The following is a 15028-nucleotide window of genomic DNA, read 5'->3' as shown; positions in this document are numbered from 1 at the left end:
TTTTTTACCTCTTCAACATCTTCCAGTCACCAAATTCTCATTAGCTCAATAATTCCCAATAATTCCCAAAAGTCACCCGATTTATCCCCATATTTGCCAACGAGTTTTAAACACGCTAATTAGTGCATAAGCTCTGTAATCCATCTTTTTTTGACGCACAGTACGCCATATTTGGCGGAAAGTTTTTGACAGCCAAAACCGAAAAAGAAAAAAATAGCCCTCAAAAAAGACTACTAATAAACTACATAAGCACGACAAAAGCCGCCTCAGAGTTCACCCCTCTGAAACTGCGGCTATTGTTCAAATATTCTTCGCTCAATCTCCTCCAAAAATCGCATCTAATTCTTGAGATGAAGCCTGACCTTGAACTATTGAAGCAGGTCTGATTGAATCAGCCGCTTCCCCTGAAAGCTCAGGCTCGGATAAAACATCAAAATTAACCAAACAGCTGATCCATGAACTCAACTGATTCTTCACCAGCAATCAAACTTGAGTGCGGAGTTTCTGCTTGCTCAACAGTTGATGGCGTTAGTGTTGATAGATTCGCACTATCCCCAGTGCCGTCCTTTTGAGCGATTGCCACTGACACTGCACTCTGTGCTGGAGCCGCATTTAATGGCACAGACACACAGCTATAAACACTCGCCTCTAGCCCCAACTCCAGCGCCATAATGCCAAAATGACTTTCTGCCATTCGCCGTGAAATTAAATATGAATTTGTCAATTGCTGCTTTTCGCAACCCCCCAACTTATACTGAGCGCGTGGCAGAAAATACATCACCAACATTTCTTCTAGCAATCTCTTAGCAACAGTTACCTCCAAAGAATTGAGGTAATCAGCCACCACAGCTAAAGGCGTATTTTCCATCGGTTGAAAGCGAGGCAGTGACAGACTCTTACGCAGTTTTTTCGCTCTTGTCACTTTTTACAACCTCTTTAGTTTTATCCAATAGCTGATCCATCATGCCAAAGCAATCGATTAATCGAAACGCTAACCCCCTGTTTGGCCCAAAACCAATTTTAAAAGTGCGCTCAATTTGCTCATTTATCTCCGACAACCACACCAACTGAGCATAAGGCCCTATTTCTTGTTGGGAATAATTCGTTTTCTGTCTGTAGCTTGGTGCGCGTTCACCCCGAAATAGCTTTTTTTCATTAGTTCCACAAGGTACACAGTTGAAATAATGCTCTAGTTCCGGTTCGATGAAAGCCGCCGCACCGCCACCGATAATTATTTGTTTTGGCCATGTTGGTAGATTTTTCTCCAGCCACTTTTTCAACCGCAACCAATAAGCATTCGTTGCCGCGACAAGAGCTACTACAATATCTTCCAGTTCGCGCTGCCGTAAAGACTCATCCCGCGCCGTGGCTAACATTTGAATTGCCTTCAATTTGCGCCAATTGGGATGTTTTGTGTTCACATGTGGCGACTCATATTCATATATTTCATTTTTCGCCTCAGACAAAGCATCAAATATCGCCTGTGCCAGTTGGTCACGTCCAATCCCTGACACTCGTGAGCAGACATCATCTAATAAAGAACTAAACCCCAGCAATGGGCTATCGGCACTCTTGCGTATCCCCTTATCAAAACAAAGTAATGTTGTGTTGCGATGACCCAACATCAAAATAGCGACTTGATTTTGTTGAAACCAACTCACTCCTTTGGTTTTGGTATATATGCCTAATAGTCCCGCCCCTTCTGGACGGCACAAAAAATTCTCACTTAGCGTTATGTCCCAAGCCTGACCACGAAATTTAAAGGCTTTCAACATCTGTTGTAATTGCGAAAAGAAACGTTTGTGATCGTTATATTCATTCCAAGGCAGCAAAAATGCCAAATCTAATATGATTTTTGGCGACTCGGCGTTTCGCTTTTTGATCGCGACATTATGTTTTTGTAAAATTACACCCACCGCCGCCAGTACCTTATATAAAGCATTTTCGTATTTGCGCTCATGAATCCGATCCACCGCCGCAAATTCAAGAGCAAATTCACCCACAATAAAGATGCTGTCCTGCCATTCTAAGTAGGCTTGGTGTTCTGGCAGAGGCATACCGTTCCACACCTGATTGTCCTGATAACGTTGAAAATCAGCCTTCGTTATCTGTTCCACTTCAGGAGACATGACTATTAACTGTGGCTCCTTCCAACCATTAGACTTATAAATAATTTTTGTGCCAGAGCCACCGACATCTATAGATACAGCAAGATTAATATGTGAGGCCATTTTTATGCTGATATTTGAGGGCTAACTGCACTCTAGCGTAAGCAGCGAAATATTGCCCATGAGTCTGTATAAAGTTTGCACAACTTAACGGCGTTTTCTGTGCATAAGCTGTGCAATTAGTCAAAAGAAACGAGATTTTCGGCTCAATTACCAGACAGTAAAATTGTGCATAGGCTGTGCAACAAGCTGTAGATATAAGTGCGGCAATAAGAGCAGTAAAATAGCCGCGCTTGCGCTTGTCGTCTACATTTGAAGTGCGGCAGTAGCCACAAGCGCAGTGACAGCACAGAGACTATGACTGTGCGGTTGGGGACAATGGCGGAGGAATTTCGCGCTGGTTGGCTATGATAATTGTGTACCCACTACACCTTTTTGCCCTGACGGGTGGCTTACGCCATTTCTCCCTGACGGTCGAAACAAAAAGGTTCCGTGGGGTCTGCGACGCAATTACACTCAATTACTCAAAAAGTGGCATGGCTTACGCTATTGCACGGATTAAAAAGCTCAAGCGCAGTAACTTGGCAGGCAGTGAAGCACACACCGCACGGGAGCGAGAAACGCCCAACGCTAATCCAGATAAACAAAATATCAGATTCATTGGCACTAACAACCGAACGCTCTCATTAGATCAGTTGGTGATGGAAAAGATAGGGGAGCAGAAACGGAAGATTCGCCCCGATGCGGTTTACTGCACTGAGATTTTGTTGACTGCCAGCCCCGAATATTTCCGCCCCAACTGCCCAACACAAGCGGGTTACTATGAGCAGGACAAAGTTGACTCCTGGCTTTCTGCATCCAAACAATGGTTAGAGTCGCGCTACAGCGATCGCATTGTCAGGGCAGAATTACATTTAGATGAAGCGACACCCCATATTCACGCTTACTTTGTCCCCCTCGATGAAAAAGGGCAACTGAGGGCCAAGCACTTCTTCGACGGTCGCTTGAAGATGAGGCAGTTTCAAGATTCCTACTCCGAGGCTACAGAACATCTGGGGTTAGAGCGTGGCATTAAGGGCAGTAGGGCGCAACACCAGGACATTAAGGACTTTTACAGCGTTGTTAATGCTGGTATAGAACCAGATATCAGCCTCACCCAGTTGCAATTGCAAGCCAAAGCAGCTGACCGGGATAGGGCGCAAGCCAAAAAACAGCAGATGGAAGCCACCGCCAAGGCTTTGGCTCTTGAAAATGAACTCAAAGACAGACGCATCAAGGAATTAGAGGCACAAGTAGCTTTTTGGCAGCAGCAAACTCAACAACTGCGCGACTTGGACTTAGAGGATGTCGCCTGGGAGTTGGGGCTAGATTATGATCAGCAACGGTGGCGGGGTCACGGACACATCATTAATATAGATGGGCCCAAATTCTACGACTTTGCCCCCGATCAACAAAAGGGATCAGGTGGTGCAATTGACTTGGTAATGCACGTTAATCAGTGCAATTTCCGGCAAGCGGTTGTCTGGTTAGATGAGCGATTCGGTGAAGCTGGTGTAGAACGTGCAGCGATTGCTCACGTTAAGAATAGGGCGGCTGACATTATCCAAACTGAACCACGTCCCCAATTCGCCCCACCTGTTGAAGATAAAAGCAATTGGTCTGCCGTTGAAAATTACCTCACTCAAATTCGTGGCATCCCCTCTGACTGTATTCAAATGCTTCATAACCAGGGGCTAGTTTACGCTGATGATCAACAAAATGCTGTTTTTGTCATGCGGAATCTTGATGGTCAACGTAACGGTGCATTCCTACGAGGAACTAGGGGGGAGAACAACAGCTTTAAAGGATACTCTAAAGGCACTAAACGCAGTGATAGCTGGTTTTACTTCAGTTTGGGGGGCAAGGCTACCGATAAAACCTCAACAGCGATTCTGTGCAAGTCCCCCATCGATGCTATCTCAAGAGCCATGCTGGAATATCTTATCAGGGGCGATGTTCCACCCGAACGAACAGTCTATATGGCTATTGATGATATCAAGAGCTTACCGCTTGAGCGATTGCAGAAAGTTCCTAATATACTGGTGGCGTTTGGTAACGATAAAAGCACTGATGCGACAGCACAGCGTGTATTAGAACTAATGCCACAGTCCCAAATCAAAAAATCTAAAGCCAGTGATTGGAATCAGCAGCTACTTGATTATGGGCAGCAGTTAAGGCAACAGCAGCAACAGCAGCAACAGCAGCAGTCGGAAGATTTGAGTCTTTAAAAGCTGTTTCCATAATAATGTAGTTTTTTAGTAGCCATTTTTGATGCCTTTTTTTTCAAATCCTTTTTGACTCAAAAAACTTGAGTTGACCTTCGTTATCAGGAAATCCTTAGCGAATAAGGCTTTTAAGTTTATCCCGATTTTTTGTTCTGATGATACTCATACCCCTACTCGACCGCATACGTTTTACCTTTGGTGGTTGGATTAGGGTTTTACTTTGGTGGTTGATTTTTTGGTGGTTGGGTTACTGGTAAGTTTGGGTCAAGTTTTTTTGAATAAAATTCGTGTTCTATCCCCTATAGGAGAACACGACCTCTATAACCCGCATGGTTAAGCCATTTTACCTTTCCGCGTAGACCCTATTTTTTAAATTTAAAGCTTACGCGGAAATAATTATTCTCAATAAAGTTAAATAATTATCAAGCTAGTTGATGGCTGATTAAAGATACTAAAAGTTTTACTGAATAAAGTGCAATTATGCAATTCTTAGTATGACACTTTGTGAATTGTCAACACTGTACAACTTTGATAACTGTCTACAATAACGTTTTTTTCATAATATTGTGTTCCAATGAAAGAAGTGTCCTAATTACTACATTATTTATGAACAAAGAAATTGCTCTATTTACTATGTTTGCTGTAGTTTTTGTGGCTTTAGCTATGCGTAGTGTGGTAGATGCTGAAGCTCAAACTGTATTACTTGAATATTCAAAACTATTTCTAGCGGGATATTTGGGTTACTTGTTGAAATAAAAAGCCTCTTACCAGATTGACTGACAAGAGACTTGGATTATAATGTTGTTCTCAGACTAGCATATCGCGTGCGATAGGCAACCTTCCCCAAAAAGGTTGTCTATTCTAATTTGTAGGTAGTTCTAGTTGTTCTATTGTCTCTTGAGTTGTTACAGTCTCTACTTTGGGTTTAGCTTTATTCTTAGCCTTACCATTGCCTTTACTGTTATTCTCAACTACTTTATCAACTGGTTTATCAGCTACCTTGAACAATTGGATGGTTTTAGCATCTATCTGCCAAAATCCTTTACGTTTACCTTCAGTAGCTTTGCTTATCTTGGCAATGTAGACATTGTTTTCAATGGATTCTAAATATCCTTGAATATCTAATTGCATTCCTTCTTCTACTGCAAAACCTTCTTCATCCTCATTAATATCAGCTACTTCAAAACCTTCTTCATCCAAAGTACTCCCTACTTCTGGCAACACAAAACCTAACTTACCAAGCGTAAAACCTAACAGTATAGAGTTTTTGAAGCAATACCCTGATATTGATTCAGATGAAACCTTCTCAGTAATGCTAAAAGATGGAACAGTAGTTGATAAGGCAGGTGCAGATATATGGGTAAGTACCTTTACCTTGAACAATACAGATGAAAATCAACAGCCCGATACTGACAACATTAGTCACGATTAGCCTTATAGAGCTTGTTTCAATCCCTGCCACTGGACAGTAAGAATTTTTATTTACTTATCAGAACACCATTTCTAATAAGTAAAATTTCCCAAAGATAGCTAAATCCTACGAAAATTGCCAAAAATCATTGATATCGGAAGAATGATTGATATCGGAAGAATGATTGATATTAGTGGTAGTATCTGAGCATTCTTTTTGAATAATCCAATGAAAACCAAAAAACTAGACAAAAGCTTGTTTGAAGAAATCAGGGATACTGAAGCCACAAAAATTAGTGGTGGTGTGAATTTTGAAAGAATACGACCCAATGACGATGGTAGAGTCACTTTACCATCGAGAATGGCGAGAATCGATGATTTGTCATGAAGAGCTAATGGTTAAAAAGATGAGCGAGTTTTTTAATCTCGCTCCTACAGTGCCCATGCCTTTGCTCAAAACAAGGTATTTTCATAGCATTCAGGTTAGTCTCAATTCCAAGCGCGTACAGATTTTCCCAAATTGGCACCGTGATGCCTAATTCTGCCATTGAGGTAAATTTTTAGTTCGTATACTAAGTTTTTTTTGACGAACTCTCTACCGCGCACCTCAATACAATAGCAGTCAGCCTAAACGGTCGGCATTACAACTGGTACAAGCATTTACAAAAGTTAAGTTTGCGATCGCGTTGGGGTACTAACAAATCTAGCTAGTAAACATCCTTTGGTAACGTTCCGTTCCAAGCTCTCTCTGTTTTCTTCCCTAAAATTTTTGCTTTAACGGTTAACGGATCTACAGCTTCCATTGGACAACTAACCTTATAAACTCCTTCTTTTTCATAAAAACGATCATGATCTGCAAGCCAAAATACCCGACGTGAGAAACACCCTGGCATTCTACTAGGAGCGTCACTTTCTAATTCAGAATAACCAATAATATGGTGTCTATCGTATTTAAGCTTTCCTTTTCTCTTTCTAGCAACCTGTTCAAAATGCTCCCTAACATAAGGAATATTGGTAATATCTTCCAGCCAAACAATGTTTGATTCAAATTCAACATCTGATAAGGATCTAGCTTTTTCGCTCATAGAGAATATTCCTTAGTCAATTACAAATGCCTCGCATAAAATTGCATCTCGGTTCCCTTCCTCAGTTGCCACAGTCACAATTCCATTCTTGGAGTCGCAGCTAATCATTTCACCAGCGAACTTGACCGCACCACTGAGCGATCGCACTTCTACTTGGCAACCAACAAACCCTGCGATGTCCCCGCCGTCTTTTTCAATCTGCAACAGTGAGTATAAGTTCTCGTCCTCAGCTTTTACCGAAACAGTATCGGATGCAATTGGCGCGGCGATCACTGCCTGATCCTCAGTTGGCATACCCGCACCACTTTCTACTTGATCCGCGCCAGTGACGCAGAACTCCCCGCAGCAGTTTTCCTTATTTAGCAAGGGTTCCGCACCACCCGCATCAGTTAGAGGTGAATTCTTTTCATCTTTATACGTTGAGGAAGGGGATAGATCAGGTTTTTGTTCTTCCTCTTCAATGTTTTCCTGAAAATCTGAAAAAGTGGTGCGGGTGGTGCGGAAGTCCTGATTTTGCGTTGTTTCTGGTGCGGAAAGTGGTGCGGAAGTGGTGCGGGTTTCGTCTAATGTGGTGCGGGTAACTTCCAAAATGCCGATGCCTTTCAGTACTGGAATGTTTCTTTTAGCAATGTCGCAGTACCTAGTTCCCTTGACAGCCTTGGGGAAGAGTTGAGAGATGCGTGGGATTATTTGATTGATGCCCTTCACGTTTTTATCGCTGGGACGAACTTGGTCGATCCACGTTCTGCGGTTGCCCTCATCTATGGTCAGCGTTCCATTATGGATATAGTGCTGTTCCAGCATTGACCATAAAGCCCGTGCGGTAATTTCCCCATCAGGCACATAACCTATATTTGCGCTTTCTATGAAGTCAAAAAGATGATTATTCTCTCTCTGAAGGTTGTGGAAAGCGTCGGTTGTGCATTCATAATCGATACCTGACTCTATAAGGTTGTTGAGTGCTTTTAGCATTCTATTTAGGAATGCTGGGGCAACATGCGTTCTAATAAACTCTGGATCGTAGCGGAATCGGGGGTCGCCTTTTATCTCGTTTGGATTATTTGGGTCAGGATTATCTACAAAGGTTTTCCTGAATTCTAAAATTGCAATCCTATCTTTGATTGCTTGTATTACGCCTTGAAATGCGGGAGTCTCGTTTAAGTTGAAAATACCTATTGCGTTAGAAGAGAATTCTATATGGTCTTTCCCTTTCTGTTCGCAATGTAGTGTATCTCCAGTGACAAATAATTTTAAACTTTGAAGTCTATCAATCCTAGATGTTTGTGGGTTTTCAGAAGCCCAGTTAACTCGACTATATATAAGTGGAGCTAACCCGAACTTTCTGCCTTCGTCGTAGGATTGGAAGTCACCCAAGGAGACAGAAGTTAATCCATTCTTTCCGTAAATCGTTGATACACACTCGCGCAGAGCATCTTTACCATTAGAACCAAGACCAATTGCAAACATTGCTTTTACCTCTCTCCCTCTGAATTTTCTAACAGTTTGAAGGTCAAGGGATGCAGCGATATTTCTAAGAAATATTTCTTGCTGTGGCTTGTCTAAACAAGCTAAAAGTTGCTCACAATATGTATCGTCAGCATTAGGATTGTATTCAATTAATGGTTCATAAATATAATAATCCTCCGGTGTATGTGGGTTTAGTCTTACTGTAAAGTTTCTGCCTTCCCACTCAACCTTGACTATTCCATTGGTGCAATTTACCCCAGGAGGATTAATTAGTTCTGCCTCAATTCCCGTCCTCATCTTTGCCCATTCCAAAACCTTCTTAACCGAACTGGGTGAGGCGTAGGGATAGGATTTTTTACCTTGCTCATTTTCAACTGCAAAAGAGTTACAGAAGTCAGTTATTCGCTTAGTTTCTCTAGAGTCTGGGGAGTGTTTATAGTGGTTGCCAGTATGCCAGTAGAGTCTATCCGCAGCGCAAATCCAACTCTTATCCCCATAGAGGGTTTTGAAGGCAATTTGAATGAAGCTGACAACTGGATCTTCATCGTTTGACCGATTGTCATCATCACTTACATTTACCTCTGCCAGTTGCGATCGCTGCGCTACTGCTGCGTGGATCTCCTTTTCTAACTTATGGATAAACTCTATTACATCCATCTGTTCCAAGACTTCCTTAATATCGGATGATTTATATGGTAAGTCAGGGCAGATGTCGTGCGGGTTAATTCCGATCAATGAAATTCCCACTTCGTCGGCACAGTCCTGGCAGGTCTGGAGTTTCTTTAGCCCAGTGTCATCGGGGTCATGCAGAAAAACGATTAATCCTATGCCTGATTCCTTCAGGAGTTGATATTCTGGGGTGATTGTTTTCTTATCCCATCCACTGCCCTGAAACGTAATCCCAGCTAGCCCATGCTCTCGACCAACTTCAACGCACCCCTCCCCTTCGTGCTGGAGTATTGCCGGGGTTCCTTGTACAGATTTACTAGCAGCGATCGCTTCATCAATGCGGTAAGCTTTCCAGGGTTCATCCCCTTTTCTCATCTCTGGAGTGCCATCTGGAAGCCTGTGCCATTGGCGGAAGGATTTATCTTTTCCCTTCTCTTTGATATAATCCGCCCATTCATAGCGAATTACCCATTGGGTTTTTCCGTAAGGGTAGATTGTTTGTGTTGCATTCCCTGGTATTCCCTTTGGTAGCTTGCAAGTTATGTTTTGAGTTTGGGGTATGTCAGTCGCCGCTTGGGTCAACATCACCAGTGCTAATTCACCATCTGGAATTGGTGCTGGTTTAGGCAAGATTCTCTTGGGCTTTGCTGCCAAACGGTTTAGGGATGGAGTGTAATTAGCCCCTGCCCTTTCTGCCACCACTTCAGCCCAGGGTTTAATCGCCTCCCGGATGTCTTTGCACTCACAATTATTAAAGCAGCTGTACTTCCCAGTTTCTTGGACAATGGATAAATTATGCCCACCGCAAACTGGGCAGATGTATTTATTTTTCTCTTTGGCTGGTTCTAGCTGGTCTACAAAATTTCGGATGTCGAAGGAGGCGAACGCCTGTTGATTGGGGAATTGTGCAACCATTACGCGATACCTCCTTGAACATTATTTAATTTTTGACAATTGCTTAATACAGAAGTTGGCGATTGTTTCGGTTGAGCCAGTGCATAGTTAGGCTGATGAAAGCGATCGCGATCGCAGACTGTAAATTCTTCTATTGAATAGCACCAGTCTGGTTTACCGCAGTGGGGGCAAGCGTTAGCAATAGTTGCGAATAGCAGCTTGCTGGTAGTATCAGTATGAAATAGCTGTTTTTGTGACACTTTACAAATCCTCCAGTATGTGTATGTAGTGGAGGAATTGGAGCTATCCCGTGGCAGTAATCTTCTAGTACAAACGTTCAAAAATCACGCTTTGCTAAAATTCCTGAAACGCTGTTGACATCTGGTGAGCCAGTATTACATTGGCTTTACACCTGATCGTGTAAGATAAAATTACTATTAGGGATATTAATTAGGCGACCAAACCCAATTCCCAATTCCAATTGAATGAAAATCTGAAAACCTCGGTCTCCCAACGGGAAACGAGGTTTTCAACTTTTAGCCTACTTGTACTTGGATAACCAAGCCCTAACAAAGTTGTTGACTTCCGACTCTGTAATGACAAATGCACTGCCTTTTCTCCTGAGAACTAGAACTCTCATATCTCCTATCTCCGTATAAAGATGTTCCTTGTGATTTGGCGATGCCTTAGTGGGAGGACATAAAACCAAAACTTTTGCTGTGGGAGTCTTTTGAGCCTCACGGGAGGTCATCAAAAACTTATCTTTGTTCTTGTTGAGCCACTTTTCATAATCTGCTAACTCAACCAGTGGGCAAGGGTTCCATAGTTTCAATCCATTATTATCTTTGCGCTTGACCTGTAAAACCTCTCTTGCTTCGTTGTAGACAATTTCCCTATCTCCTTTTGACCGGATCGAGATAAACAGGTGAGTTGTTCGTGGAAATCTCACAAACAAGTCGATAGGGTTGTTGTTTTCTACCGGAAGTGTTGGGAAAACTTGCACTCCTTCGTTTTCAAACTCGTGGAAAATTGAGGTTCCTAATCTTTGTAACCTTACCAGTTTTTGAGTTACTACCAACGGCTTGTAAGCCAATCCAAAAATTAACCAACCTAACGGATGCATGGCACCACCCGTACCCAGCGCAAGACCACCAGCCGCTAGAGCAACGGTGGATTGATAATCTATCGCCTCCCTAATTTTTTCAAACGCTGCTTCGTTGTGCAGTGGGAGTTGAAAATTTGCTGTTGGGTCTTTCAGGGTAGTCATTGGAGACTTTAAACATTAATGATGATCTAAAATCAGCACGAACTGTACTGATTCTAATGCTTGTGGCTTTCGTCAGTCATGGTGTACCCTTATCTTTTTTGTCCTTCGGTGCTGGTGTTTCACCTTGCCGAGATTTTACTGCTTCAGCGATTAGGATTGCTCCCATCTGACTAAGCGATCGCATTTCTGACTCTGCCATGTTCTCTACAGCTTCTCCTATATCATCTGGCAGCACAACCGATATTCGTTTACTCATAATCTCATTCTGTGAACAATTCATAGAATACTACTTCCTCCCATTAGTTTATTTCTTGTTAGACAGTAGCATTTTACTACTTCGTAGTAGTTGACGCAAAATGCACACTTTGCTACCATAGCATTATAAGCCAAAAACAGCCACTCAACAAAGGCAATAGAAGCCAGAAAGTGATGCTATGGCTAACCCCTAACTGGATGTGTGGATTTAAGGCGATTCAGCCTCTAAATTCTCCAAAGCCAGAAAAAACAAGACTTTAACAATTATCTGAACCATGACAGCTATATATTCCAATGCCAAAAATTGGCTAGTTCAGGCAGACTTGTTAGCCAAATCCGGGCTAACTGACCTTATCGCCGGAAAAGACTCAGGTGCAGGGTATGGCAAGGCAATCATCGGTGATTTTTCTATCATGATGCCAGCCGTATACTCACTTGTTCGCAACCGCAACATCATGCACCACGAAACCATCTCAAAAGATGGGGCATGGGTACGTTATGTAGAAGGAACGCGCCTGGACTTAAAAGATGTTCAATTCTTTTGGGGCAGTGCGGCTCTAGCGCAAAGTGACCACACCCTTCTGCACGAGGACAAAGCCAAAAAAGCAGAACTGGCACTAGAAAGCATCCTTGCAGACTTAGCAGTTCTGAATATTCCTGATGGGGTCAAACTTTCGATTAGTTTGAGCAACCATAACCCAGAACGCTGGGCAGATGAAATTAAACGCCGAGTATCCGGGACTCACACCTTTGAACATCTGCATCCTGTAACTCGTTCCATTGTCACCAAGACAGTTGAGATTGTAGTCACAGGCATTTACCCTGAAGGTTTTGGAAGCATTGCCCACTGCTTATTCGGTGAAGCATCCCTGGTACTTGACCCCTCGGAATTAGCGATCGCACTCGATATCGGTTCATCGACTTGGTTGATTACCGTGTTCAACGGCAGTGGTGCAGTGATTGACCGTCACTTGATTGAAGGTGGAGCAGGTGAACTGCACAGCATGATTGCAGAAGCTCTCGACAAGCGAAACGACCGAGTAAGTCTGCTGTCCAAGGATGTGAAGCACTCGCCCAGTTTGGTGAACCAGGGGATTGTAGAAGGCACTTTTACTTATGGAGGCAACCACCTCACGGGCAAGAAGTTTGAAACCGAGTACAGCCAGTGCCTAGATGAATGGTGGAGTAACAGGATTGAGAAATTCGCCAACTTTGTGACTGCTGGTAATTACCTCGATAGAGCGAAATACCTTGTCGCCTGGGGTGGGGGTGTTTCGCTGCCAGTGGTGGATCAGAACCTAGCCGGTTTAGGTTTTGTGATTTTGAACAATCCCCAATTCATCAATGCCTTGGGGTTGAAGCTATTAACTCAAATATCTCTAGGAGCCTGATCAATGAATTACGAATCTCGGCGTATAACCATCTCCTACTTAGCAGTAATTGAATTGTGCAAGATGTTTGATTTACCCCAAGACGCACCGACACAAGCACTTTCAGCAGGTGTAGAGAAGCTGATTTTTCAACATGGCAATGTGCAAGCATCGCCCAAAGTTGAAACAGCGCCATCTACACAGCCCAATAAATCGGCACTTAGCGCAATGGTCACTAATTTCAAAGGGGCAGCATGAACAGAACCACATTAAGAAACACGGTTTTAGGCATTGGAGCAACAGCAGCAGCGTTAGCCGTTGGCTACTTCGGAGTGCAGTACTTCGGTCGTAACAATATGTTCACTATCGCCGCAGCTATCGGGGGTGGAGGTGCAATCAGCTATGTACTTCAAAAACCGAACCAGCCACAATCCCCAAGTAATCAGCCAGAACCCCAACCCACACCGATGAAAACCCAAAGGAAAGGAAGGAAGTCATGAGCGACCAAGACACCCAAAAGACACAGCCATCACTAACAACAACCGAAATCATGACCATCATCCTCGGTTGCGAACAGACTCTAAGGTTCGTGCAAGCATCTCCCAATTACAAGCAAATTGAAGCCTCCGAAAAGTTCAGTACATCGAATGACTTAAAAATAGGTGATGCCGTTCAAGCCTTGATGGAGATTCACGAAGCAATCCTAAATATCGAGTTTTACTCTCAAGTTTGAGGAACTTATGTTAGAAACGACAACTTTGCAACGTAACCACCTCTATGAATTCCGTGGTCAACAGCTGCGCTACAGCCATCGCTCTAATTGTCGAGTCAATGCACCTTTCATTTTCAATGACTCCAAGGGCAGGCGAAGAGAATTAAGTCAAAACCAAGTGCAGAGGGAGGTTTTTGAACTTGTTGAGTTTTGTGAGAACTGATGATGAAGCGATTGCCCCGACCGACCAAAGTAAGTGCAATCGCCTCACCCGAAAGTGCATCAAGTACACATCGTTACAAGGATCTTAACAGCATGGCACTTGATTACAAAAATCCCAATGATTGGGGACGCTGTTCTTTCACTGATAATGCTTTGAAACTCCAGCAATTTAAGGCTCTTAACCCAACAGCTACGAAGCGCGAAATAAATAGTTTTCTTTGCAGCCTTTACTTACCCCTCACCGGAACCGAATTCTTAGCAACTCATTCAACCATTGATGACCATCCTTATGCAGCAGCATTTGGTCAATTTTTAGGCAATGGGATTGACGCGGACATTGCAAATATCTTAGCGTTTGGCTCTAAGCGATTTGATTTAATCTCTGATGATTTTGACGACCCCATAAGGCAATTAGCAACGAGAATTTATAGCCGATTTGAAGACATGGGTTACTGGGATAAAGCGCCTGACTTGGCGATGATACCAACTACGACGTAATACCTTATTAGGAGTTTTAGCAATGGACTTTGCAATACGTAATCCGGTAGTTGGTCATGCAAGCCATATTGATGAAAAAGCACAAGCATGGGGAGGGTTTGAGTCTGATATTCTGGGCTATCTCTCTGATATAAATAAGCTCGAACAATTTGCAGATTACGCCAATAATGCCCAAGAATTATCTGACAGATTAGAGCCATTTTTGGACAATGCCAAGGTTGTCTTTGAGGCGATGGAGAAGCTGACCAAAGGGCAAGTAACTTGGACTGAACTTCGCAAACAATACGGCTCTCATGTTGCGGGTGCTATCGCCAAAATTCGCAAACTCAATTCGGAATTTGATTCAGAGATGAGTAAAATAGATGCCCAAGATAGAGCCGACTTGTTGCGGATTGACCAAAAGCGGAAGCACGGTTTAACCGAAATTGCAGCCCAATTACACAATGATTTGCAAGCTGAATTGTGGCGGCATGAAAATAAAATTAACGGCATAGAAAACAGGCAAGTTGTGCAAGCTGAAAGGCAAGCAATTACTACGGGATTAAGAGAGAAACGCCAACAACTTTTAGCCCGTGCGAGGTATGGCTCACGGGCATTAGAGCCAAACCAAACACCCCAAGAAGTCATACCAGTTACTAACCAAAATCATGCACCTGCGTCTAGTGTTTCTGCAACAGGAACAGTTCGCGGTTGGGGTGCAATGTTGGGTAATTTATGGCAGAAGTTAGGCGACAGATAACTATTAGT

Annotated in this window: 20 protein-coding genes; 11 read left to right on the top strand and 9 right to left on the bottom strand. The window is 43.1% G+C overall.

What is annotated here, in order from left to right; genetic code table 11:
* Positions 1-315: 315 nt before the first annotated feature.
* The 3 genes from G1O98_RS40745 to G1O98_RS16930 are packed head-to-tail and all read right to left on the bottom strand — an operon-like array spanning position 316 to position 2231.
* Positions 316-444: a hypothetical protein gene (locus G1O98_RS40745; RefSeq protein WP_275941783.1), complete on the bottom strand. Its 129-nt coding sequence runs from the start codon at positions 442-444 to the stop codon at positions 316-318.
* Entirely contained in the window at positions 437-922 is a 486-nt protein-coding gene (locus G1O98_RS16935; protein WP_163929871.1) for a hypothetical protein, read from the bottom strand. The genes G1O98_RS40745 and G1O98_RS16935 overlap by 8 nt, the downstream gene beginning before the upstream one ends.
* Complete coding sequence (locus G1O98_RS16930; protein WP_163929870.1) at positions 897-2231, bottom strand: ParM/StbA family protein; 1335 nt, start codon at positions 2229-2231, stop codon at positions 897-899. Before G1O98_RS16930 ends, G1O98_RS16935 begins: the two co-directional genes overlap by 26 nt.
* Before the next feature lie 473 nt (positions 2232-2704).
* Between G1O98_RS16930 and mobV the strand changes: the two genes are divergently transcribed.
* Both mobV and G1O98_RS16920 read left to right on the top strand, forming a co-directional pair.
* Positions 2705-4435, top strand: coding sequence for a MobV family relaxase (mobV, locus tag G1O98_RS16925; RefSeq protein WP_163929869.1), 1731 nt, complete (start codon positions 2705-2707; stop codon positions 4433-4435).
* Positions 4436-5038: 603 nt separating this feature from the next.
* Positions 5039-5188, top strand: coding sequence for a hypothetical protein (locus G1O98_RS16920; RefSeq protein WP_163929868.1), 150 nt, complete (start codon positions 5039-5041; stop codon positions 5186-5188).
* Positions 5189-5293: 105 nt separating this feature from the next.
* Here the strand turns inward: G1O98_RS16920 and G1O98_RS16915 are convergent, their stop codons facing one another.
* On the bottom strand, positions 5294-5656 hold the full coding sequence (locus G1O98_RS16915) for a hypothetical protein (protein WP_163929867.1): 363 nt from the start codon (positions 5654-5656) through the stop codon (positions 5294-5296).
* 43 nt (positions 5657-5699) lie between these two features.
* Between G1O98_RS16915 and G1O98_RS16910 the strand changes: the two genes are divergently transcribed.
* Positions 5700-5864, top strand: a complete 165-nt coding sequence (locus G1O98_RS16910) for a hypothetical protein (RefSeq protein WP_163929866.1) — start codon at positions 5700-5702, stop codon at positions 5862-5864.
* A gap of 289 nt (positions 5865-6153) precedes the next feature.
* Complete coding sequence (locus tag G1O98_RS16905) at positions 6154-6381, top strand: hypothetical protein (RefSeq protein ID WP_163929865.1); 228 nt, start codon at positions 6154-6156, stop codon at positions 6379-6381.
* Between the two features lie 168 nt (positions 6382-6549).
* Here the strand turns inward: G1O98_RS16905 and G1O98_RS16900 are convergent, their stop codons facing one another.
* The 5 genes from G1O98_RS16900 to G1O98_RS16880 form a co-directional block, all read right to left on the bottom strand.
* A complete protein-coding gene (locus tag G1O98_RS16900; protein WP_163929864.1) occupies positions 6550-6927 on the bottom strand; it encodes a DUF6009 family protein in 378 nt (125 codons plus the stop codon).
* Between the two features lie 12 nt (positions 6928-6939).
* Positions 6940-9978: a DUF5906 domain-containing protein gene (locus G1O98_RS16895; protein WP_163929863.1), complete on the bottom strand. Its 3039-nt coding sequence runs from the start codon at positions 9976-9978 to the stop codon at positions 6940-6942.
* Positions 9978-10217 (bottom strand): hypothetical protein, encoded by a 240-nt coding sequence (locus tag G1O98_RS16890; protein WP_163929862.1) that lies wholly within the window; start codon positions 10215-10217, stop codon positions 9978-9980. Before G1O98_RS16890 ends, G1O98_RS16895 begins: the two co-directional genes overlap by 1 nt.
* Before the next feature lie 281 nt (positions 10218-10498).
* Positions 10499-11224: a hypothetical protein gene (locus G1O98_RS16885; RefSeq protein WP_069071919.1), complete on the bottom strand. Its 726-nt coding sequence runs from the start codon at positions 11222-11224 to the stop codon at positions 10499-10501.
* Positions 11225-11300: 76 nt separating this feature from the next.
* Complete coding sequence (locus G1O98_RS16880) at positions 11301-11480, bottom strand: hypothetical protein (protein ID WP_158680629.1); 180 nt, start codon at positions 11478-11480, stop codon at positions 11301-11303.
* Positions 11481-11754: 274 nt separating this feature from the next.
* Between G1O98_RS16880 and G1O98_RS16875 the strand changes: the two genes are divergently transcribed.
* Genes G1O98_RS16875 through G1O98_RS16845 form a run of 7 tightly spaced genes read left to right on the top strand, consistent with a single transcriptional unit; the run spans position 11755 to position 15020 of the window.
* A complete protein-coding gene (locus G1O98_RS16875; protein ID WP_163929861.1) occupies positions 11755-12870 on the top strand; it encodes a ParM/StbA family protein in 1116 nt (371 codons plus the stop codon).
* Between the two features lie 3 nt (positions 12871-12873).
* The gene (locus tag G1O98_RS16870) at positions 12874-13107 is read left to right on the top strand and encodes a hypothetical protein (protein WP_163929860.1); all 234 of its coding nucleotides are present in this window, start codon (positions 12874-12876) and stop codon (positions 13105-13107) included.
* On the top strand, positions 13104-13349 hold the full coding sequence (locus tag G1O98_RS16865) for a hypothetical protein (RefSeq protein ID WP_163929840.1): 246 nt from the start codon (positions 13104-13106) through the stop codon (positions 13347-13349). Before G1O98_RS16870 ends, G1O98_RS16865 begins: the two co-directional genes overlap by 4 nt.
* On the top strand, positions 13346-13582 hold the full coding sequence (locus G1O98_RS16860; RefSeq protein WP_163929859.1) for a hypothetical protein: 237 nt from the start codon (positions 13346-13348) through the stop codon (positions 13580-13582). Before G1O98_RS16865 ends, G1O98_RS16860 begins: the two co-directional genes overlap by 4 nt.
* Positions 13583-13589: 7 nt before the next feature.
* Positions 13590-13784: a hypothetical protein gene (locus G1O98_RS16855; protein ID WP_163929858.1), complete on the top strand. Its 195-nt coding sequence runs from the start codon at positions 13590-13592 to the stop codon at positions 13782-13784.
* Positions 13784-14281 (top strand): hypothetical protein, encoded by a 498-nt coding sequence (locus G1O98_RS16850; protein ID WP_243458459.1) that lies wholly within the window; start codon positions 13784-13786, stop codon positions 14279-14281. The genes G1O98_RS16855 and G1O98_RS16850 overlap by 1 nt, the downstream gene beginning before the upstream one ends.
* A gap of 22 nt (positions 14282-14303) precedes the next feature.
* Entirely contained in the window at positions 14304-15020 is a 717-nt protein-coding gene (locus G1O98_RS16845) for a hypothetical protein (protein ID WP_163929857.1), read from the top strand.
* Positions 15021-15028 lie beyond the last annotated feature (8 nt).

It is taken from the genome of Nostoc sp. UIC 10630, from assembly GCF_010747425.1.
In the GTDB taxonomy this organism is placed as follows: domain Bacteria; phylum Cyanobacteriota; class Cyanobacteriia; order Cyanobacteriales; family Nostocaceae; genus Nostoc.
The sequence above is the reverse complement of the archived record's forward strand: the minus strand, read 5'-3'. Positions and strand labels throughout refer to the sequence as shown.